This is a genomic window from Erwinia sp. 009765445 (assembly GCF_058137865.1).
Genome location: NZ_JBYUWC010000002.1, coordinates 116,255 through 138,012, shown reverse-complemented (window position 1 = coordinate 138,012; position 21,758 = coordinate 116,255). Strand labels below are relative to the sequence as shown.

The 21,758-nt window shown below is 55.0% G+C and carries 14 protein-coding genes and 2 pseudogenes; 6 read left to right on the top strand and 10 right to left on the bottom strand.

Features of this window, described 5'->3' with window-relative positions:
* Positions 1-3: 3 nt before the first annotated feature.
* Positions 4-216 carry a hypothetical protein gene (locus AC3Y5R_RS02645; protein ID WP_489920021.1) on the bottom strand — a complete coding sequence of 71 codons (213 nt, stop codon included), beginning with the start codon at positions 214-216 and terminating at the stop codon, positions 4-6.
* A gap of 366 nt (positions 217-582) precedes the next feature.
* On the opposite strand from AC3Y5R_RS02645, the pseudogene AC3Y5R_RS02640 reads away from it, so the two are divergent.
* The 4 genes and pseudogenes from AC3Y5R_RS02640 (at position 583) to AC3Y5R_RS02625 (ending at position 8,964) form a co-directional block, all read left to right on the top strand.
* Positions 583-1,931, top strand: a pseudogene (locus AC3Y5R_RS02640) (ATP-binding cassette domain-containing protein).
* 261 nt (positions 1,932-2,192) lie between these two features.
* A complete protein-coding gene (locus tag AC3Y5R_RS02635; protein WP_489920020.1) occupies positions 2,193-3,590 on the top strand; it encodes an SrfA family protein in 1,398 nt (465 codons plus the stop codon).
* A 2-nt stretch (positions 3,591-3,592) separates the two neighbouring features.
* Positions 3,593-6,577 carry a virulence factor SrfB gene (locus tag AC3Y5R_RS02630; protein ID WP_489920162.1) on the top strand — a complete coding sequence of 995 codons (2,985 nt, stop codon included), beginning with the start codon at positions 3,593-3,595 and terminating at the stop codon, positions 6,575-6,577.
* On the top strand, positions 6,574-8,964 hold the full coding sequence (locus AC3Y5R_RS02625) for a virulence factor SrfC family protein (protein WP_489920019.1): 2,391 nt from the start codon (positions 6,574-6,576) through the stop codon (positions 8,962-8,964). The genes AC3Y5R_RS02630 and AC3Y5R_RS02625 overlap by 4 nt, the downstream gene beginning before the upstream one ends.
* Before the next feature lie 289 nt (positions 8,965-9,253).
* On the opposite strand, the gene AC3Y5R_RS02620 is transcribed toward AC3Y5R_RS02625, so the two are convergent.
* The 6 genes and pseudogenes from AC3Y5R_RS02620 to AC3Y5R_RS02595 all read right to left on the bottom strand — a co-directional run bounded on the left by AC3Y5R_RS02620 (position 9,254) and on the right by AC3Y5R_RS02595 (position 14,456).
* Positions 9,254-9,523, bottom strand: a complete 270-nt coding sequence (locus AC3Y5R_RS02620) for a barstar family protein (protein ID WP_489920018.1) — start codon at positions 9,521-9,523, stop codon at positions 9,254-9,256.
* Between the two features lies 1 nt (position 9,524).
* Positions 9,525-10,040, bottom strand: coding sequence for a ribonuclease domain-containing protein (locus AC3Y5R_RS02615; protein ID WP_489920017.1), 516 nt, complete (start codon positions 10,038-10,040; stop codon positions 9,525-9,527).
* A 22-nt stretch (positions 10,041-10,062) separates the two neighbouring features.
* Positions 10,063-11,016 carry an AEC family transporter gene (locus AC3Y5R_RS02610; RefSeq protein WP_489920016.1) on the bottom strand — a complete coding sequence of 318 codons (954 nt, stop codon included), beginning with the start codon at positions 11,014-11,016 and terminating at the stop codon, positions 10,063-10,065.
* 213 nt (positions 11,017-11,229) lie between these two features.
* Positions 11,230-12,810: pseudogene (locus tag AC3Y5R_RS02605) on the bottom strand (methyl-accepting chemotaxis protein).
* Positions 12,811-12,955: 145 nt separating this feature from the next.
* Positions 12,956-13,975, bottom strand: a complete 1,020-nt coding sequence (locus tag AC3Y5R_RS02600; RefSeq protein WP_158781490.1) for an AI-2E family transporter — start codon at positions 13,973-13,975, stop codon at positions 12,956-12,958.
* Positions 13,976-14,114: 139 nt separating this feature from the next.
* On the bottom strand, positions 14,115-14,456 hold the full coding sequence (locus tag AC3Y5R_RS02595) for a helix-turn-helix domain-containing protein (RefSeq protein ID WP_489920015.1): 342 nt from the start codon (positions 14,454-14,456) through the stop codon (positions 14,115-14,117).
* Between the two features lie 376 nt (positions 14,457-14,832).
* Here AC3Y5R_RS02595 and AC3Y5R_RS02590 point away from each other — a divergent pair, with 376 nt between their 5' ends.
* Together AC3Y5R_RS02590 and AC3Y5R_RS02585 are read left to right on the top strand one after the other, a co-directional pair.
* Positions 14,833-15,996, top strand: a complete 1,164-nt coding sequence (locus AC3Y5R_RS02590; RefSeq protein WP_489920014.1) for an efflux RND transporter periplasmic adaptor subunit — start codon at positions 14,833-14,835, stop codon at positions 15,994-15,996.
* 20 nt (positions 15,997-16,016) lie between these two features.
* Entirely contained in the window at positions 16,017-19,187 is a 3,171-nt protein-coding gene (locus tag AC3Y5R_RS02585) for an efflux RND transporter permease subunit (RefSeq protein ID WP_489920013.1), read from the top strand.
* Between the two features lie 48 nt (positions 19,188-19,235).
* Here the strand turns inward: AC3Y5R_RS02585 and AC3Y5R_RS02580 are convergent, their stop codons facing one another.
* From AC3Y5R_RS02580 to AC3Y5R_RS02570, 3 genes are all read right to left on the bottom strand, one after another.
* Positions 19,236-20,240, bottom strand: coding sequence for a S8 family peptidase (locus AC3Y5R_RS02580; RefSeq protein WP_489920012.1), 1,005 nt, complete (start codon positions 20,238-20,240; stop codon positions 19,236-19,238).
* 306 nt (positions 20,241-20,546) lie between these two features.
* Positions 20,547-21,059, bottom strand: coding sequence for a hypothetical protein (locus AC3Y5R_RS02575; protein WP_489920011.1), 513 nt, complete (start codon positions 21,057-21,059; stop codon positions 20,547-20,549).
* 190 nt (positions 21,060-21,249) lie between these two features.
* A complete protein-coding gene (locus AC3Y5R_RS02570) occupies positions 21,250-21,732 on the bottom strand; it encodes an RrF2 family transcriptional regulator (RefSeq protein ID WP_489920010.1) in 483 nt (160 codons plus the stop codon).
* Positions 21,733-21,758 lie beyond the last annotated feature (26 nt).

Sequence of the window (21,758 nt, the reverse complement as noted above, 5' to 3'; positions counted from 1 at the left end):
CCATTACCCCTTACCTATTATTTCGTTGAGGCTGTAACCCATTTTTTCCAGAAACAATATGTTTGCCGTCAGGATGTGGCCGTCCGGCGTGAATTCGATCATGGCTATCGCTTCATTCAGTGAACTCAGCGTGGCCTTAGAGTGTTTTTGGGTGTGGGAAAGCCTGGCTAAAACCCCGGATTTAATGATACCAATCATGCTGTAACCTTTTTTCATATTTATAGTATTCGTCACATAATCGGTTATCAGTAGAAGTGAGAAAAATTTAAGCTGCATCTGAAGTGCATCTTCGCCCGGATATGAACCATCACTGCATTATTTGCCGGTAAAGAAAAAACCTGCTTATAATTCAGGCATTGATTCACTTTTAACTGATAAAAAGGAGGCCACCATGCAGTATTGTGAAATTCATTTTTCACGTACTTTTGGTATTCGTTCCTGCTCAGGCGTTTCCGGCATCGTGCTGCGATAACCTGACCTGAGCGAAGTTTAAATTCCACATACCTTCTCTCCGGCTTACCGGGTTGTCGTCAGCGTTTATTGACGACGGGCATAGCTATGCCTGTAACTCTGGATTAAGCAATGAGCACACTACTTTCTGCCCAATCACTCACTTTTGACCATACCTCAGGCCCTCTTCTGCACCAGATGTCGGTGACACTGTCACGCAGAGATCGTATTGGCCTTATTGGCCATAACGGCTGTGGTAAAAGTACCCTTCTGAACCTGCTTGCTGGCACACTCGACCCGCTGACCGGCAGCATTACTCTGGCGAATAATTGCCTGATGGCGCATATCGAACAGCACCTTCCTGCTGAAATCGAGGCCATGACATTGATCGACGCGGTGGCTGCGCAGCTACCGGTAAGCGAACGTCATAGCGACCGCTGGCAGGCCGAAATGCTCCTCGACCAGCTTGGCTTTGCCGACAGCCTCTGGCAGCAACAGGCCTGCACTCTCAGCGGGGGTCAACATTCCCGTTTGCTGCTGGCGCGGGCGCTGATCCTGCAGCCTGACCTGCTGCTGCTTGATGAACCCGGCAACCATCTTGACCTGCCTTCGTTGCTGTGGCTGGAGCAGTTTCTGAACCAGTGGCACGGCAGTTTCATACTGGTTTCGCACGATCGTTATCTGCTCGACAGGGTGACGAATCACAGCTGGATCATGCGCGACAAAACGCTGCACAGTTTCCATCTGCCCTGCAGCCAGGCGCTGGAAGAGCTTGCCCTGAGGGATGAAACTGGCGTCTGACGTTACAGGGCGAGTCCCTGCCAGCTGACCGGCTGGTGGCGCTGAACCAGTTGCCAGTCCGGCCCTCGCATCAGTGCCCCGTGCTGTACACCGTGGCGGATCTGAAGATCAAAAGCGGCGACCGGGTGGCGATCATCGGTGCCAACGGCGGAGGAAAATCGTCGCTGTTGCGGGCTGTCTGGCAGGCGTTTCATCAGCCAACGGACGGGATTGTTTTTCACCCTCGCGTTGAGCCTGGATACTACGATCAGCGGCTGATGCAGCTCAATGAAAAAGAGTCACTCAGCGATGCCCTGACCGCATTTGCGCCTCTGACCAGTGAACAGCGTAAAATGGCCTTGATCAGCGCCGGATTCCCCTATATCCGCCATCATCAGGCAGTCAGTTCCTTAAGCGGCGGTGAACATTCCCGACTGCTGTTTGTCGGGCTGTCGCTGGCTCGTTATTCGCTGTTGCTGCTTGATGAACCAACAAACCATCTGGATCTGGACGGCAAGAAGCAGCTGGCAAAGACGCTGAGCGAGTTCAGCGGAGCTGCCCTGATTGTCAGCCATGACAGAGAGCTTATCGCAGCCAGCTGCAACCGTTTTTTGCTGATCGGTCAGCAGAAAATCGAAGAGTGGCACGACCGTGACAAACTGTACGCCACGCTGCAGGAGGTTTCGATGACCCCAGTCTGAACCCTCTGCTGGCAGGGGTTAAAATCGCGTTTGCTGAGGCGAATCTATTCGTTCTGCTAAACTTTAACGGCGGTGTAACATCCGCCGTTTTTTTCTTGAATAAGAAGGCTTTTCTGACTTTTGCCATTCTCATTGCGAAAGTAATCACTGGTTTACCCTCTTATTTCCGCATTTGATTTAAGTCCACTCGACTACAGTAAGGATAAATTTGAATTAAAACGTCTTTCCACTCCTGACATCTGACTAGAAGGTCTTTTTTGCGTGGCAAAATCATTCTTACGCAGCGGAAGTTTGGATGCGGTTCTGCCCCTCGGCGAGAACGGTCAGCCCGTTTATCTTTCCGCCCTGCAGTTGCGCGAAACGTTGCGCCTGAGAAAACAGCAACAAATCGCTGACTGCCTGGCCATTCCCCAACCCAACGATGCCGGTGACCGGCTTGACTGGTACTCACCCATTTCCGGTAAGGTGACCTCCTGGGCAGCCGCCAGCGACAGCGCCCGCGCACACGCCCTGAACCAGCTGGTTGCCTGCCAGCAGGCTGTAGCCGACATCTGCCAGCGTGCCCTGCAGTCCGAAAAAAACAGCCAGAAGCTGTTCGGCGCGTTGCTGGCGAAAGCTCTGCAGTTTCCCGATCAGAACTTTGTCTATCTGGTTGGCGGTAAACCGGTTCTGACCTTCTGGGGCTTTGTCAGCCTGGATAAAAAATCCCGTCAGGATGCGCTGGACTGCCTGCGCACGGTGGAGGAAGACGATACTCCGCCGCTCAGCCTGTCGAAGATGACCGCCACCGTTGCCCCTGCTGCGCCGGTGATTGTGCCTGCTCCGGCTCCGGAAGTGATTCCGGCAGAGCCAGAAGTGGTTGAAAGCGAGCCTGAACCGGTTGTGCAGGAACCCGTTGTGGAACCTGCTCCGCCAGCAATCGCTCCGGTAAAGACTCGCAGCAACCTGATCCGTTACGGCTGGATGCTCCCGGCAGCCGCGCTGCTGGTCGCTTTCGGCGTGCAGATTGAAGGCTATATCTCCTCCCCGGCTCAGGCACCTGCCGAGGTGAAACTTCAAAGCAAACCGGCCGACACCCAGGCAGAAGCCCCCCCGGTCGTTAAACCTGACGTGAAACCAGAGGCCAGGGCTGAATCTCCTGTGCCAATCGAAAAACCGGTTCTGCCTTTGGCACCGGCCAGCGTAGCCGCCCCCCAGCACGAAGTCGCTCCGACACCAACGCCTGTAGCTGAAGTTCCGGCTGCGGTAGAGGAAATACCGGCCGTCCCGGCGGCGAAAGACGATTTAGTGATGCCAGCAGATGCAGTGAAACTGGGGGCAACCAAATTCCTGAACGGTAACTGGCGCGTGATTGTCGGCGGAAAAAATCCACTGACCGGCAAACCACCCAGCCTGCGTTATCAGATGAAGAACGGCCAGGGCATTGCGAAGATCACCCAGGGCGACGGGATCAGCTGCCGTGTGGATGTGTATGCCGGGCTGATGAAATCAGGCAACCTGGTGATCAACAGCCGCACCAAAGCGAAGTGCAGCGACGGCTCCCGTTATCAGATGCCTGAGCTGGTCTGTAAGCAAGGGGCTACCGGTGCCGCAGAGTGCAGCGGCCAGTACGATGCCAATACGGTGTTACCGATGACGATGAAGCGCGAGAGTAAATGATGATGCTGGCGACGATCGCTGATTTTAAACCGAATATGACGCTGATCCACAACAGCGGCATTCAGTTCCTCGACTTTGCTCTGACGCCTGAGCTGTACGCAGACCTGCCGGGGAAATTTGTGCGGCAGACCGCAAACGGCCCGCTGCTGCGCCTTAACTTTAATGCTCAGAGCGGTAAATATCTGCTGCCGATTGGCGTGGGTGGTACGCCTGAAGTGGTCAAGCCGGAGTTCAGTTTTCCGCTGGAACAGTCGCTGGATCTGCTGAACGGCATCTGGCTGCCGCTACCCTATTTCCGCTTTAATCCGCCGCGGACTTTTATCGGCGGGCCGGATAACTGGGCGCGGGTACAGATCGTCGAACTGGAAAAACCAGACGCCAACGGCAATACCCACCGCATCTGCCTGGCATTCGAAACCCGCGTCTGGGCGGAAGGCGAAGATGAATCGCTGGCGTTGAATGAAAGCGACGTGAAAAACGGCGTCAGTTTTGCGCTGGCGCACCGCAGCGATGAGCTGGGCGAGTTTCTGGATCACACCTGGATCGACGGCTGGCTACGTGAAGTGTTCAGCCAGCAGGCTTCCCAGATTGAGCAGCGGCCGCAGGTTAACATCCGCACCGCCCTGCGTGAATTTGAGTATCAGGCGCACTATCTGAATATCCTGCATATGCTGGGCAATCAGCTTTCCCTGCCGGCACTGAAAATCAGCGCCGCCACACTGCAAGAACCCGCCGTTCCGGTGGATTTAATCCTCGATGTCGGCAACTCGCATACCTGCGGCATTATGGTTGAAGATCACGTTGACGATCACCATGGCCTCAAACATACCTATGAGCTGCACCTGCGTAACCTGAGTGAGCCACATCAGCTGTATAACGAGCTGTTTGAAAGCCGCGTTGAGTTTGCGCAGGCCAGCTTTGGCAAACAAAACTTCTCGGTAGAAAGCGGCCGTGAAGACGCTTTTATCTGGCCTTCTATCATCCGAGTGGGCCGTGAAGCCAGCCATCTTGCGCTACAGCGTCTGGGCACCGAAGGGGCGACCGGCATCTCCAGCCCACGTCGTTATCTGTGGGATGAAGAGAGTTACACCCCGGGCTGGCGTTTTAGCCGCACGCCGGGCAACGCTTCTCAGGAACCGCTGGCAACGGCGGCTCCGGTGACCAATCTGGTCAACGATGAGGGCCAGCCGCTGTACAACCAGCCGCTGGAAGATCGTCTGCCGGTCTTTTCTCCACAGTACAGCCGCAGTTCGGTCATGAGCTTTATGCTCTCTGAACTGCTGGCGCAGGCGCTGATGCAGATGAACAGCCCGGCCCAGCGCCAGAAAATGCTGCACAGCAGCGCTCCGCGCCAGCTGCGCAATATTATTTTGACGCTGCCTTCGGCGATGCCAAAGCCGGAGCGTGAAATTTTCCGCCGCCGGATGATCGAAGCTATCGCCCTGGTGTGGAAAGCGATGGGCTGGCATCCGGCTGATGACGACTTTTCCACCGCGAAGGACAAAGCGAAAAGCCACGTGCCGGTGCCGGAAGTTCAGATGGAGTGGGACGAAGCGACCTGCGGCCAGATGGTCTATCTCTACAACGAAACCCAGGTGAATTTTGGCGGTCGCGCTGAGGCATTCTTTGTCAGTATGGCCCGCCCGGACCGTGCCCGTGCCGCCGATGAGCCAGTGGGTAAAACCCTGCGCATCGCCTCAATTGATATTGGCGGCGGCACCACCGACCTGGCGATTACCCAGTACCGGCTGGATGACGGCGTTGGTAACAACGTGAAAATCATGCCTCGCCTGCTGTTCCGCGAAGGCTTCAAGCTGGCTGGTGACGATATTCTGCTGGATGTGATCCAGCTGTACGTTCTTCCCGCGCTGCAGACCGCTTTTAAACAGGCTGGCATGGTCAATCCTGAAGGCGTAATGACCCGGCTGTTTGGGCATGAAGGAAGGCTCGATGGGCACTCCACGCTGCGCCAGCAGGTCACTTTGCAGATTTTTATTCCGGTTGGTCAGGCGATCCTGGAAGCCTATGAGCAGTTCGACCCGCTGGAGTTGAACGCAGAAATCGATGCCCGCTTCGAGGAGCTGCTGTCACAAACGCCGACGCAGAAGCTGCTCGACTACATTAACCGTGAGATCCAGCGCGAGCTGCCGAACGAAGCGGAAGAGTTCGATATTCTGCGAGTGCCGCTGATCGTTAAGCTGAGCAAGCTGCACGCTGAGTTCCTGTCGTCGCGCATGAATATCACCCACAGCCTGCGCTCGATGTCTGAAGTGGTTGCCGTGTATGACTGTGACGTGCTGCTGCTGACCGGTCGTCCGTCACGCTTCCCTGGCGTGCAGGCGCTGTTCCGCCATCTGCAGCCGTTGCCGGTCAGCCGCATTCTTTCGCTGGACGGTTATCATACCAATGACTGGTATCCCTTTAACAAACAGGGGCGCATTGAGAATCCGAAATCCACCGCTGCCGTCGGGGCGATGCTGTGTCTGCTGTCGCTGGATCTGCGGCTTGCCAACTTCTGGTTTAAAGCCGGTGACTTCCAGCCCTATTCCACCATCCGCTATCTCGGGATGCTGGACGGGAACGGATCGTTGAGCAGCGATAACGTCTGGTATGCCGATATCGATCTGGACGATGAGAAATTCGGTCTGGACGCCCGGGAACGCTTCCAGGTGCGCGGCTCGCTGACCTTAGGTTTCCGTCAGCTGGATAACGACCGCTGGCCAGCCTCACCGCTCTATACGCTGTCGATTGCCGATCCTCAGCTGGCGCGCAGCGTGGCCGGAGATAAGGTGCTGAAAATTAAACTGGCGGTTGCCAAAACCAGCGGGGAATTTGGCCCGGAGCGGTTTGAAATTGCCGACGCCACGCTGGATGATGGCACGCGGGTTCCGCTGGAACAACTGCGGCTGAAGCTGAATACCTTAGCCAGCAGCGGATCGGGATTAACCCATTACTGGATTGACAGTGGGAGCGTATACAAGAAATGAAACCGTTGACGCCCAAGCAGTTGTCGGCCACGTTCGGCAAAAAACTGGATACGCTGGCCAAAGGCATCGATCAGTCGATTGCCTGGCTGGAGAGCGCCCGCGAAACCTCACCGCGCCTGAATATGGAAGCCGACCGCCTCAGCGTCAGGTTGCGCCGCCAGCGCAATAAAGCTAGCAACCTTACCGTCGCCAGCGGCAAAGAGTGCGCGATCGGCTTCTTTGGTCTTTCTCAGGCGGGAAAGTCTTATCTGATCTCAGCGCTGGCTGCCAGTGATAAAGGCCGGATGGAGATTGCCCTTGGCGGGGCGAATTTTGACTATAACCTGCTGAACCCGCAGCAACAAACCGGCACTATGGTGACCCGCTACAGTGGTCAGCAGGCGCGCGTGGATAACGAGTGGCCGGTTCAGCTGGCACTGCTCAGTGAAGAAGAGCTGGCCGCAATCCTTGCCGATGTCTGGGCGAGACGCGGCGGCGAACAGGCGGTGGTGCTGGATGAACAGCAGATAGCGGAACGCCTGAAAAACGTCGCCATGTACCGCCAGCCGCAGGAAATCGCAGGGCTGACCCGTAATGATGTGGTCGCTCTGTGGGATCGGCTGTCTGCCGCGCAGCTTTGCTGCAGTAAGGCGCTGGAGACCCATTTCTGGCCGCTGGCCGTTGAACTGGCCCCGATGCTGGGCGTTGACGATCGTGCCCGCCTCTTTTCACTGCTCTGGGGTGAAGACCGCGAACTGACCGGTCTCTATCGCCAGCTGGCTCACATGCTGCATCATGTGTCCGGTGCCCGGCAGGTGTTTGCGCCGCTGGCCGCAGTGGAAGATGCTTCACTAAGCGTGCTGAACAGCAATGGCCTGCGCTACTTCAATGCTTCCTCCGATCGGGTGATCCAGGTGGTGCCGCAACACAATGGTCGTGGCCTGCAGCCGGTCAATCTGGCGCTGGCCGAGCTGACGTTGCTCAGCCGTGAAGTGCGGATGCCGCTCTACAGCGCACCGAAAGAAACCCTGTTTGAAACGGTCGATCTGCTCGATTTCCCGGGCTTCGAAGAGCCTGCCGTGCTGCCGGACGATAAAGATCACGAACTGGCGCTGGCCTTCCTGATCGCCAAACGCCCTTTCCTGCTGACCCGCGCCGCCGAGCGCCAGGATGTTAATCTGCTGATGGTGTGCAGTGCTTCCAGTCAGCGGGCTGATACCCGAACCGTTGGCCGCGTGCTGGATAACTGGGTGAAGCAGACTCAGGGTGAAAACAGTCAGGTTCGCAGTCGCCGCAAGCCTGGCCTGATCTGGGCGCTGACGCCGTTCGACCAGCGTGTGACCCGTGGGCAGAATTATGATGCCGCAGTGCAGCGTTATGTGGGAAATCCCGGCGATGCCTGGGGTTCAATGCTGGCCATGGACGATAAAGGCGTGAAGCGCATGGCGGGCTGGCTGACGACCGAAGTTCGCCGCGAAACCAAGCTGGAACGTTTGCAGGAACAGCAGGACGAAGTCCGTCGCGAGCTGGCGGAAAACCTGCTGGGCCGCTGGTATCTGGCGTCCGAAAAAGAGGAACCGCAGGCGCGTCTGCGCATTGCCGAAACGTTGCTGAAAGCCCTGCAGGCCAGAACTGGTGTGCATGGCGAGCTGCTGGAGCGGTTATTGCCGGCCCGTGAGACGTTGCGCCATCTCTTCCTGCAGCGCCGGAATCCGGGCGAACGGCCAGTGACCGAGAAGTTTGCCCTGACCGAAGACGATCCGTTTGGCATTGGCATGAGCATCGATCTGCTGAGCAATGAACCGATCTCCGGCCTGCTCAACCCGGAAGAAGACGCGAAGGAAGAAGAACCGGAAGCGGAATTTGCACAGCGGGTGTACCGCCACTGGATTAACGTGCTGCGTCAGCTACCCGATCACGGCGCTTTGCTCGAACTTCTGGGCGTCAGTAAACCGACGCTGGAGATGCTGACTGAAGAGCTGGTGACCGCCAGTATTCGACTGGATACGGAAGCGGCGTTAGTGAAAATGCTCACCGATAACGAAGCACCGGGCGCACCTGCCGAGATGATTGCCGATCGTCAGGTTTCCCGTGCGCTGAGCGTACTGGGCGACTTTGTTGCCTGGTTGGGCTTTCAGCACGTACCGGAAGCCCAGCGTCCGGAAAGTAAAATCAACCGGGGACAGCGCATTTTCGCCAAGCCGGAAACGCAGACCGCCAGCCTGGGGCCGGGCAAGCGTCTGACCCGCCTGGCGCTGAAGCCCAATAACCACGCCGCCTACTACATCTATGACTGGCTGGTCGGGCTGAACGAAATGATTATGCAGAATGCCGGTTACTCCGCCGCCCGTGAAATTGACAGCGAGCACCGTACCCAGCTTGCTGCGATTCTGAAGCAGGTTGTCTGATTATCACCTCCCGCAAACAGTAAAGCCGCTTTCGATGCAAGCGGCTTTTTTTATCAGCAGTGAGTAATCAGTAATCGTTAAGGAATACCCACGACAATCCATACGGCGCGGAATTAACGTCTGGCGGCATATTCACTGAGTAAAAATTCTGCCGACAGACCTTCCTTTTATAAGTCACAGATACACATGTTAATTTCTCGCAGGCAGCCCCAGCCTGACTCGTTTGCATTCAGCCAGAAATCAGTGACAGAGGCGGTAGATTCTGCGGTAACGATTAAAGGGAGGGTAATTAACGTAATCGCAGACTGAAATCCCCGGCGGTTTCCTCTTCGGCTTCCCGCATGACGGCAATAATAGCGTCAAATTGCGCGGCATCTTTATGCTCAGCCAGATGCCGCAACGTGATGCGGACGGGCAGATCAATCATCCCCGTCAGGGCATCCCACAGCGCATCAAGATTGGCACCAAATTGCATCTCAATGGCGAATTTAACCACAAACTGCCGGTAGAATTCGTCAACATTAGCGATAGTATGAAAATCAAAGCTGACCATTTTCATTTCAGTACACCTTTTCCACGTGGCGATAGTGGTCGCGGGTGACGTAAATCAGTCCGTCACTGGAGTAGAGCATCCTGTCGCTGCCGCGACGGCCACACTGGTAGTTTACATCCGCTTCAAACCAGCGACGCCCCTGACTTTCAGGCAGTACTTTTTCCCGGTTAGAGAAGCGATCGCCACCAATCGCCCGACCAGGCAAAGCATTACAGAGATTGCCGCGTGAAGGATCCCAGCCGAGTTTTCTGGCCTCACTTTTTTGCAGATAATAGTCAGGCAGACGCTGGTGCTGATGAAGATAATCCGCCACCCGCTGCTGCTGCGTCAATTCTGCAATATCGCTGCTGTCAGCTCTGGACAGAGTGTTGTTGGCAGGAACACCGGAATGCTGGATGGAAGAGTGGTTGACGGGATGAGTGCCAGCCTCCTGCGGAGGGGAAGCGTGTTTTGCCGGATGTCGTAATCCGGCTGCGGTGGCCACAATGGCTAAAATTACCGCAACGATCAGTTTTTTATTCATCGCGGGATTTTAACCTGATTGCTCAGCCCATATCCATCATCAGCAGCAGCACCGGCGTGGTGACCGCCGAGAAAATGGTCGAAAGCAGCATACTGGTGGCAGCCGGTCCGGTCAGCGCATTGAACTGCTGCGACATCAGGTAAACGTTGATGCCCACCGACATTGATCCCAGCAACACCACCACTTTACTCTCCAGCGAAGGCAGACCAATCAGCCAGGCCAGCGCCCAGATCACCAGCGGCTGCACGATCAGTTTCAACAGGCAGATGGCATAGCTCTCCTTCAGCCCATCTTTCATCTGGTAGGCTGCCAGACTCATTCCCAGCGCAACCAGCGCCAGCGGCACGGCTATAGTGCCGAGCATACTGATCGGTTGATCGATCATCAGCGGCAGTGTCAGACCTGTCAGGCTGAATAACGTGCCGGAGAGAATGGCAATAATCAGTGGATTCTTCAACACGCTGACGGCGGTTCTGCCAAAGCCTTTAATGTTCAGCGCACCGTGACGGAACCACTCAACAGAGACTGTCGCCAGCGTCCATAAAATCAGCCCATTAAACACCAGCACCAGCGCAACGGACGGAATGGCCTTTTCGCCCAGCATCACCGTGGCAATCGGCAGGCCGAGCATCACATTGTTGGAGAAAATACCGCCAAGAGCAAAAACCGAACCGGAAACGCCGTCCAGCTGAAAGACGCGGCTGGCAATCACCCTGCCCAGCACAAAGACAATCAGGCAGCTGCCAAAAAAGGCGAACAGCAGACGGGCATCCACCGGCGGACCTTTACTGAAATCACACATCAACCTGAACAGCATGGCAGGCAGCGCGATTTTGAATACCACGCGGTTCAACGCTTCGCTGATGCTGTCCGGCCATTTGCGCCAGCGAACCAGTCCCCAGCCCAGGGCAATCAGGATAAATAATGGCATTGAGAGCAGGATTTGGTGCAGCAGAGTGGACAGCAGTTCAGGCATTAGTCACTGAGTTCCCGATAATTTTTTCTTTACCATAAAGTCGAAGCCGTACAGCGTAAAGAGCTGGTTAGGGAATAAAAACAAAATACCGGCTTCTGTTGAAGCGTGGATGAGAGAAATCGCTGACAAAGATGCACCGTCCGTGGTGCAAGGTACTGGTGTATATCGTACCAGTAACGGTAAATGCCAGGAAACGCCCAAAAAGTTACAGCGTCACATATCTGGAGCCACTTTGAACACGCTGACGCTAAGCAGAAGGTTCTCCGCCTGGGCCTGCAGCGACCGGGCTGCAACCGTTGACTCCTGCGAAAGCGAGGCATTCTGCTGCGTGGCGGAATCCATCTGCGTGACCGCCAGATTAACCTGGTCAATCCCCACGCTCTGCTCCCCGCTGGCCAGTGATATTTACGCCACCAGCGAACTGACGCGCTGCACGTTTTCAACGATATTTTCCATCGCTTCCCCGGCGCGTGCCACCAGCGCGTTTCCGGCATTAATGCGGGTGACAGAGCTGTCTATCAGCGTTTTAATGTCTCTGGCTGCAGCCGCAGAGCGCTGGGAAAGTGCCCGCACTTCAGCAGCTACTACTGCAAATCCGCGCCCTTCCGAACCGGCCCTTGCCGCTTCAACCGCAGCGTTCAGCGCCAAAATATTGGTCTGGAAGGCAATGCCGTCGATCACGCTGATAATATTGCTGATTTGATGAGAAAAATGGTGAATTTCGCCCATCGTCTGCACCACTTCCTCCACCACCGTTCCCCCCTGCTGCGCCGCTGAAGTTGCGGTCAGGGCTATATCGCTGGCATGCCGGGCATTGTCAGCATTTTTCTTCACGACCGAAGTCAGCTCTTCCATTGAGGCAGCAGTTTCTTCCAGAGCGCTGGCCTGAGCCTCGTTGCGTGCGGAGAGATCCTGACTGCCGTGAGCAATCTGCGCCGATGCCGTGGCGATGGTCTCAGTGCCTTCACGCACGTCAGAGACGATGCGGGTCAGGTTGCCATTCATCTCTTTTAACGCGGCCATCAGCAACGCGGTTTCATCACGGCCCCTGACCACAATATTTGCCTGCAGATCGCCAGCCGCAACCGTCTGGGCGATTTTAACTGCTTGGGCAAGAGGACGGGTGATGCTGCGAACCAGCCACCAGGTAATGGTGCTGCCGGTGATCAGCGCAATCAGCATCGAGATCGCCAGCAGCAGACGGGTATGCTGATACGCTGCGAGGTTAGCGGCTTCAATCTTTTCATGCATCTGCACGGTGTGGGCCAGCACGCTGCTCACCACCTGATCAATCATGCTGGTCGGCAGGCGGTCAATTCCGGTCGCCAGATGATCCACTCGTTGTGGACTGGTGGCATCGCCCTGGTGATATTCCTGTAAAGCTGCGAGGTAGCGCTGCTCAAGTTCCGCGTGCAGCTGTCGGGTTTTGATCGCTTCTGTATTATCCATGCCCAGCGCAGGCATCGAGGCGATCAGCGTACCCAGCAGTTCCTGCGTTTTATGGCTCCTTTCCACAAATGCGGTTTTAAACTTGTCGAAAGTCTGTTGATTCTGGCCGCCACGCAGCAAGGTGTTTTTCCACTCCTGAACCTGAATTTTGAACTGCACCTGAGCATTACGCGCAGTATCAATAACCTGCTCGATTTGCATTTCCTGCTGCATTATCTGGCTGCTTTGCTGCAGCGAGTGCTCGTTGATGATCAGCCCCCGCAGGCCGATAAACAGCGTGGCGAATAAAAGAATGGCGGCCAGAATGCCGAGCCGCAGACCGATCTTTAAGTTGGATAATTTCATAACTAACCCTGGACAGATGAACCGGAAGCTGTTTCCCGGTCCTTCAGGGGAGTTATCGACGCACAGGCAGGTGAACTTTATGGGCGGGAGGTCAATGAATGCTGGCCCTTCTGTAACCAGGTTTGTCCAGGGCCAGTCAGGCGGGTCAGATCAGACTGGCATGGCGCAACTCACTTTTCAGATAAGCATAATAAACTGGCGCGGCAACCACCCCGGCCAGGCCAAAGGCCGATTCGAAGACCAACATTGCCAGCAGGATCTCCCAGGTTTTGGCGTTGATACGGGTACCGAAAATCCGGGCGTTGATAAAGTACTCAAGTTTATGCACCAGTATCAGGAAGATCAGCGCAATCAGCGCCGCTTCCAGCGAAATTGACAGCCCAATCAGCACGATCACCGTATTGGAAATCAAATTGCCAATAATTGGCAGCAGCCCGGCGATAAAGGTCAGCACCACCACCGTTTTGGCAAACGGGAAATGCAGCCCAAACAGCGGCAGCACACCAAACAGGAAGCCGCAGGTCAGGACTGTATTAACCAGTGAGACTTTGATTTGGGCGAAAACCACGTTATGGAATGAGGCTGCCAGCCTGCTGAGGCGTTCAAGCAGGGCATGCTTCAGTGGCGCATCCTGCTTGTCGGTTCCGCTGACCCGCAGTGAAATGATAGCGCCCAGCAGCATCCCAATCAGCATAGTCGCGAAAGTGTGCGCGGCGGTACGGCCAAAAGTCTGCACCACCACCAGATGCTCCCGCAGCCATGTGATGACCTGGTGTTGCAGCTCATCAATATCCGCAGGCAGGTAACGAGTGACCACCGGGGAAAGCGTGCGCTGTGCATCTTCCAGCAGCTTGCTGGCCGCCGCATGGAAAGCCGCCGGGTTTTGAAAATCATGCAGCAGGAAACCGATCAGCTTGGTGATACCGAGTACCAGCGCTAGCAGCACCACTACCGTCAGGAAGAAGATAATAATCCAGCGAGCCAGCGGCCCTTTTACCAGCCTTTCCACCCACGGCGTCAGTGCCAGGATGGTTTCGTAAACAATAAAGCCTGCCAGAAAACAGGGCAGCAGCCGCAAAGGAAAAATTAAAAACAGCGCAAGAAAAATCAGTAAATAACTGGCCGCCTCGCACATCCCCTGCTTGTTCAGTTTCCGTATTTCCATCACGTTTCCTGTCTGGATTGATTAAAACTCATTTTAATTCAGACAGTATACAACTCCCGGAAGGATTTTTTGCAGATTTGCCGTGACGGGATAGGTGCAGAAAGTTCACAGCGGGCAGGAACGCCCGCTATTGAGAGAGTTAAGAACAGGCGCTGACCTGAACCTGGCGACGCCATGCGCCAGGGGACTGACCAAACTGGCGCTTGAAGCTGCGGTTAAATGACTGCTGGGAATCAAACCCGAAGGAGATTGCCACATCAAGAATCGGCTCAGCACCCCGTGCGAGACGTTCAGCAGATTTTTTCAGGCGGCGGGCACGAATGTATTCACCCAGCGCATAGCCGGTGTGTTGTTTAAACATTCGCTGCAGATGCCATTTGGAGTAACCTGCGCGGTTGGCTACCGTATCCAGATCCATCTTCCCTTCAATATGGGTATCGATCCACTTCACGAGATCGCTAATAAAATCATCATGGCTCATTGTCTTCCCCTTAACGCTAAATAGTTGCAACCCGTTCTTGCTCTTGACCTCTTCCCTGAGTCAGGGTAAAAGGTAACTTTAATGAATGCACTTATCTACGGTAGAGCTTCCCTGAGCTTAATGCAAGTTTAATTGTTGCATTTAATGCGATTCTCTGTCATTGTTCGTTAATCAACTTCATCCATCTCCCTTTCAGCGCCTTAACATTTTGTCACTGCTGTTGACAGTAATGTGCTAAAAGCAACAATAATACTTGCAGATTATTTTCACCCTTCTTACAATCCCGCCTGTTTAGTGTATTTGTCATAAATACATTTTATGCGTACTGCCGTGCTCTCTTTCACAGTCGTTAAGCACCTGCAACAGGGATTACATAATGAAATCAATCACCTCAACTCAACTGCGTCTTTTTGCTCTGCCGCTGCTGTCGGTCGTCTGGCTGGCAGGCTGCGATTCGGAGGGCGCTGAACAGAGCGCGCCACCGGCACCGCAGGTCAGCGTGGCGGAAGTTCAGCAAAAGACCGTCAGCCAGTGGGATAACTTTACCGGCCGCATTGAAGCGGTGCAGAGCGTGCAGCTCCGCCCCCGCGTAACCGGTTATATCGACAAGGTGAACTACACCGAAGGCCAGGAAGTGAAAAAAGGTCAGGTACTGTTTACGATTGATGACCGTACCTACCGGGCCGAACTGGAGCGTGCTGAGGCCGATCTGGCCAGCGCCCGCACTCAGGCACAGCTTGCACGCAGTGAATCCGGCCGTACTGAGAAGCTGATTGGCAGCCAGGCCATCTCCCGCGAAGTCTGGGAGCAGCGCCGCTCTGCCGCCACTCAGGCTGATGCAAACGTCCTGTCGGCCAGAGCGGCCGTGGATATGGCGAAGCTGAACCTTGATTTCACGACAGTCACTGCCCCGATTGATGGCCGCGCCAGCCGGGCGATGATAACTCCGGGCAATCTGGTGACGGCGGGCGACAGCAGCAGCGTACTGACCACGCTGGTTTCACTGGATACCGTCTATGTCTATTTTGATGTGGATGAGTCAACGTTCCTGCGCTACCAGCAGATGAGCCGCGATGGAGAAAGCGCGGCGACCGCTCATCACGCCCTGCCGGTGAAAATTGGCCTGGTTGGTGAAGACGGCTATCCGCACGAAGGTAAAGTCGATTTTACCGATAACCAGCTGACCGCCAGCACCGGCACCATCCGCATGCGGGCAGTGCTCGATAATCGTCAGAGACTGTTCACCCCTGGCCTGTTTGCCCGCGTGCAGCTGCCTGGCCGTGCCGACTTCCCTGCTCTACTGGTCAACGACAAAGCCGTGCTGACCGATCAGGATCGCAAATACGTTTACGTTATCGATGCCCAGAATAAAGCACAGCGCCGCGATATCAAGCCTGGCCAGATGGCTGACGGCCTGCGGATTGTGCAGCAGGGCTTGCAGCCTGGCGACAAAGTGATCGTCGATGGCGTGCAGAAAGTCTTTATGCCGGGCATGCCGGTCAATGCCAAAACGGTGCCAATGGCGCCTGCCGCCCTTTAATCAGACCCGCAGGAACTGTTATGGATTTCTCCAGATTTTTCATCGACCGGCCGATTTTTGCGGCCGTACTGTCGATTCTGATATTTGTTTCCGGGCTGATTGCCATTCCACTGCTGCCGATCAGTGAATACCCGGATGTGGTCCCGCCCAGCGTGCAGGTGCGGGCGGAATACCCAGGCGCCAACCCGAAGGTGATTGCCGAAACGGTGGCCACGCCGCTGGAAGAAGCGATTAACGGCGTCGAAAACATGATGTACATGAAGTCGATTGCCGGTTCCGACGGCGTGCTGGTCACTACCGTCACCTTCCGCCCTGGTACCGATCCGGATCAGGCACAGGTTCAGGTGCAGAACCGTGTGGCGCAGGCGCAGGCCCGCCTTCCGGAAGACGTGATCCGTCAGGGTATCACCACTCAGAAGCAATCTCCGACCATGACGTTGGTTGTCCATCTGGATTCTCCGGATGGCCGCTACAACTCACTTTATCTCCGCAACTATGCCGAGCTGAAAGTGAAGGATGAGCTGGCCCGCCTGCCGGGCGTCGGTCAGGTGCAGATTTTTGGCGCGGGTGAATACGCCATGCGCATCTGGCTGGATCCGAACAAGGTTGCGGCCCGTGGCATGACCGCCGGGGATGTGGTGGCGGCAATTCAGGAGCAGAACGTGCAGGTTTCTGCCGGTCAGCTCGGCGCAGAGCCGATGCCGAACAAGAGTGATTTCCTGCTGTCGATTAATGCTCAGGGAAGACTGCAGAGCGAGCAGGAGTTTGGCAATATCATCCTGAAAAACGGTGATGACGGCCAGATTGTTCGCCTGAGCGATGTCGCAAGGATTGAAATGGGATCCGGCAGCTACGCGCTGCGGTCGCAGCTGAACAATAAAGATGCGGTCGGGATTGGTATTTTCCAGGCTCCTGGCGCGAATGCCATCGACCTGTCGAATGCCGTGCGGGCAAAAATGGCCGAACTGGCCACCCGCTTCCCGGAAGGTGTGCAGTGGAAAGCCCCGTACGATCCGACCATCTTTGTGCGTGATTCGATCAGTTCGGTGGTGCATACGCTGCTGGAAGCGATTCTGCTGGTGGTACTGGTGGTGATCCTGTTCCTGCAAACCTGGCGCGCTTCGGTTATTCCGCTGCTGGCCGTCCCTGTTTCAGTGATCGGGACTTTTGCGGTGCTCTACCTGTTGGGCTTCTCGCTGAATACGTTAAGCCTGTTCGGGCTGGTGCTTGCGATAGGTATCGTGGTCGATGACGCCATCGTGGTGGTGGAGAACGTCGAGCGTAATATTGAGGAAGGCCTGGAGCCTCGGGCAGCAGCACATCAGGCGATGCGTGAGGTTTCCGGTCCGATTGTCGCCATCGCGCTGGTACTTTGTGCGGTGTTTGTGCCGATGGCGTTCCTTTCCGGCGTAACCGGCCAGTTCTACAAGCAGTTTGCAGTGACCATCGCTATTTCCACGGTGATTTCAGCCATTAACTCGCTGACGCTCTCGCCTGCGCTGGCGGCTATTCTGCTGAAATCCCACAGCGCGCAGAAAGATCGCCCGAGCCGGATTATCGATACGCTGTTTGGCTGGCTGTTCCGGCCATTCAACCGCTTCTTTAATCGCAACTCTCAGCGTTACCAGGGCGGTGTTTCTCGTATCCTGCGCCGTCGTGGTGCGGTATTCGGTGTTTATGTGCTACTGCTGGTTGGTGCTGGCGTAATGTTTAAAACGGTGCCGGGCGGCTTTATACCGACTCAGGATAAGCTGTATCTGATTGGCGGTGTGAAGATGCCGGAAGGCTCCTCGCTGGAGCGCACCGATCAAATGATCCGCAAGATGAGCGACATCGCGATGCACACGGATGGCGTGGCAGATGCGATTGCTTTTCCGGGGCTGAATGCGTTGCAGTTCACTAATACGCCGAATACCGGCACGGTGTTCTTCACGCTAAAACCGCTGAGCGAACGTAGCCGTCCTGCTGCGGAGATTAACGCCGAGATCAATGCCAAACTGTCGCAGCTTCAGGAAGGTTTCGCCTTCTCGATCATGCCGCCGCCGATCCTCGGCCTTGGTCAGGGTTCCGGTTACTCGCTCTATATTCAGGATCGCGCAGGCCTGGGTTACGGAGCGTTGCAGGACGCTGCCAACGCGATGGCAGGGACCATTATGCAAACGCCGGGGATGCACTTCCCGATCTCCACTTATCAGGCAAACGTTCCACAGCTGGATGCGCAGGTTGATCGCGATAAAGCCAAGGCCCAGGGCGTGGCGCTGACCGATCTGTTTGGCACGCTGCAGACCTATCTTGGCTCGTCATACATCAATGACTTCAACCGTTTTGGGCGCACATGGAAAGTCTACGCGCAGGCGGATGGACAGTATCGCGAAACCATCGAGGATATTGCCAACCTGCGGACGCGCAACACCAGTGGTGAAATGGTACCGATCGGCAGCATGGTGCATTTCGGCACGACTTACGGGCCAGACCCGGTGATCCGCTATAACGGTTTCCCTGCGGCTGACCTGATTGGTGATGCCGATCCCCGGGTGCTCTCCTCCACTGAGGCCATGCAGCGGGTGCAGGCTATCGCCGACCAGATCCTGCCAAACGGCATGAACATCGAATGGACCGACCTGAGCTACCAGCAGGCAACGCAGGGTAATGCGGCGGTAATTGTCTTCCCGGTTGCGGTGCTACTGGCCTTCCTGGTGCTGGCCGCGCTGTATGAGAGCTGGACGCTGCCGCTGGCAGTGATCCTGATCGTACCCATGACGCTGCTTTCCGCGCTGTTCGGCGTCTGGCTGACGGGGGGTGACAATAACGTCTTTGTGCAGGTTGGACTGGTGGTGCTGATGGGGCTGGCCTGTAAGAACGCTATCCTGATCGTCGAGTTCGCCCGCGAGCTGGAGATGCAGGGCCGCACTGTTATCGAAGCGGCGCTGGAAGCCTGTCGCCTGCGTCTGCGCCCGATTGTGATGACCTCAATCGCCTTTATCGCCGGGACAATTCCGCTGATGCTGGGCCACGGTGCAGGAGCAGAAGTCCGCACCGTTACCGGTATCACGGTGTTTGCCGGAATGCTGGGCGTAACGCTGTTCGGCCTGTTCCTCACACCGGTGTTCTATGTTGCTCTGCGTATGCTGGTTAAGCACAAAGAAAAACCAGCGGAAAATAACAGTGTTCAGGATGCACATCAGAACTGAATAAGGTATTGAACTATCTCCCCCGCCCGTTCAGGCGGGGGGATTTTATTAAATGCGAGTCCAGGGAAGGGCATCGCCACTCGCTGCACCGGTCGTACCAGGCAGTCCTGGTTCGACATTAGGGCTGATCCACCATTTTGCCAGATAGTTCTGGCCAAGATGGCTGACGCGATCGCCGCCGACATAGACGGTGTTTCTGGCCCATAACGGATATGGGGATGGTTCTGGTTCAGGTTGTGGATCGGGAATTTCCTCATCCAGCATGGCATCAAGACGCTCCATCGCTGCCATAACATCAGGCATATAACCAATGCGGTCATTCACCCCCTGACTGTTACCGCTGGCTGCAATCAGATCCCTCATTTCACTGGTATTCAGGAACACGCCATAACGCTCTTTGGCATAAGACTGAATAACTGCAAGCGCGGCCGCTGTTAAAGGCGTGGCGCTGGAAGTCCCGTTATAACCATTGGTATAACTCAGGTTTACATTACCATTTCCTGATTGTAATGCACCGTATCCCGTGGTGGTCACTCTCTCGCCCCATGAGCAGATCAGCGAGGTATAATGGTTGTAATTGGAAAAAGACAACCGGCGCGAGGTTGTTGAACTACAGGCCCCGACGACCAGAGCGCCACTGTCGCCTAAATCGCTCAGGATACCCGCCTCAGGGCTCAGATCGACGCTACCGTTACCTGCCGCCATCACCACGACCACGTTGTTATCAGTGAGCGCTTTAATTCTGTTCCACCAGCTTGAGTTACAAATAGCCGGTAAATAACGTCCGTTAACGACAAACTGGATATTCAGCGCAACGATATCGCCCGGCTGGGCATCACGCACAATAAGGTCAAGATTGCCGGTGTCATAAAAATTAAAGTCGCATTCGTGTGCAATCCCTGTCACACCGTAAGTGTTTTTTTTCGCTGCAATTACCCCGGTAGAGGCTGTGCCGTGATGGCAATCTTGCGTTTCCGCACGGCTGTTAACCACCGTAATATTTCCGACTAAATCTTCATGATTACGGTATACGCCAAAATCAAGCAGGCGCACAGTTGCATGAGATCCAGCGCTGCCTCTGTTCCAGCCATTGCGTACGTTCATTCCTGGCCATGCACTCTGGTAACTCTGGAGGGCAGTAAAATCTGGCGTAGCAGAAGCCAGATTTTCTACCTGCGTTTCAGATTCGACCTCAAAAAGTTCAGCAGGTGGAAGAAGATCTGCTGCGACCGGAGCAATTGAGCAGAATTCAACACAGTCCAGTTTTTCAAGCTCCTCCGCAACCGGCTTCAGGTCGTTAAAACTGGCGTAAAAGGGCAATTTATACAGGTCATTTAGCAGGCCAGACTCGTATTTTTTCTAATACATCTGATTAAAGACTGGCAGCAATACTTTCCCATCAGCATTTATAACTTCTCGCTGATGCTTCCGGACTATTTTTTTAAATAACGGAATCCGCTGTTCCTGTTCAAAATTAAATGTGCTGTATGTTCCTGACTTAAATTTCACCTCAAGATAATAGCGGTCACAGCCAGCAACAGGCTCTGCTTTTCCCTTTAACTTGCGGGTGTCAGCGGCAATGTGTTTGGTGTGGGATCGCAACAGTGTCGGTTTAACACTGAAATATTTGTGGAAAGTGGCAACCTCATCATCAGCTGCATAAGCCACTTCAGCCGACACATGATAGGAGCCAGAACCGGGAATATCAAAGCAAACTGCCTCTCCGGCAAGAATACTGCTCTTTTTCGTGACAAGATTATCGCCTGAATAAAGCGAATAGGTGATTAACTCTACGGGCTTATCCGTCTGGACTTTAGCATAGGTCCGACCGTCGTAATTAAGCTGTCGGTAAACGTCAAGAAACTCTCTCATTTTCATTCCTCAAATTATTTTTTTGCAATGAAGTGAAGAGCGCAGTTAAATACATTTAACTCGCTGAAAAAAACATATTTCTGTTCACTTCGAAAATAATCTAATTGATTGATTCGGGAGAGTAAATTTCAAAAAAAACAATCCAGCCGTTAAAAATAACGGCTGGATAAGTTTCAGAGAATAAGGTCAATCAGGTTTCGGCGTTATCGTGGGTATTCTGTGCCTGGCAGCTGCCGCCCGGATAACGGCGGTCCCGCTCATAAATTTCTTTCAGCGCGTCGGCTACCGTACGCTTCGCCAGCACGTTCATTGAAGCCTGCTCGGCTTCGCGCGCCAGTTCTTTAAAGAACCAGCAGGTATTGGCGCTGACCAGACATCGCGCCGGAACTTCCGGACGCCCTGCCAGCAGCGGCTTATCTTCCAGCACAGAAGTGTAAATATCACACAATGTGATCTCTTCAGCCGGACGGCCCAGTCTGATGGTGCCGGTGCGCCCCAGAGTCGAGACAATGATGCCATCGCGGGTCAGCGGCACCATCATCTTACGGACGAAACTGGGGTTGGCCTCAAGGCCCATTGCCAGAATTTTGCTGGTGCTGCGTTTACCTTCCCGCTCCGCCTGGGCTACACTGAGCACCATTTGTAAGGCCGTAGGAAAACGAATATCAAGCATGTTCAGATCCTTGCTTTTAGCTGTGC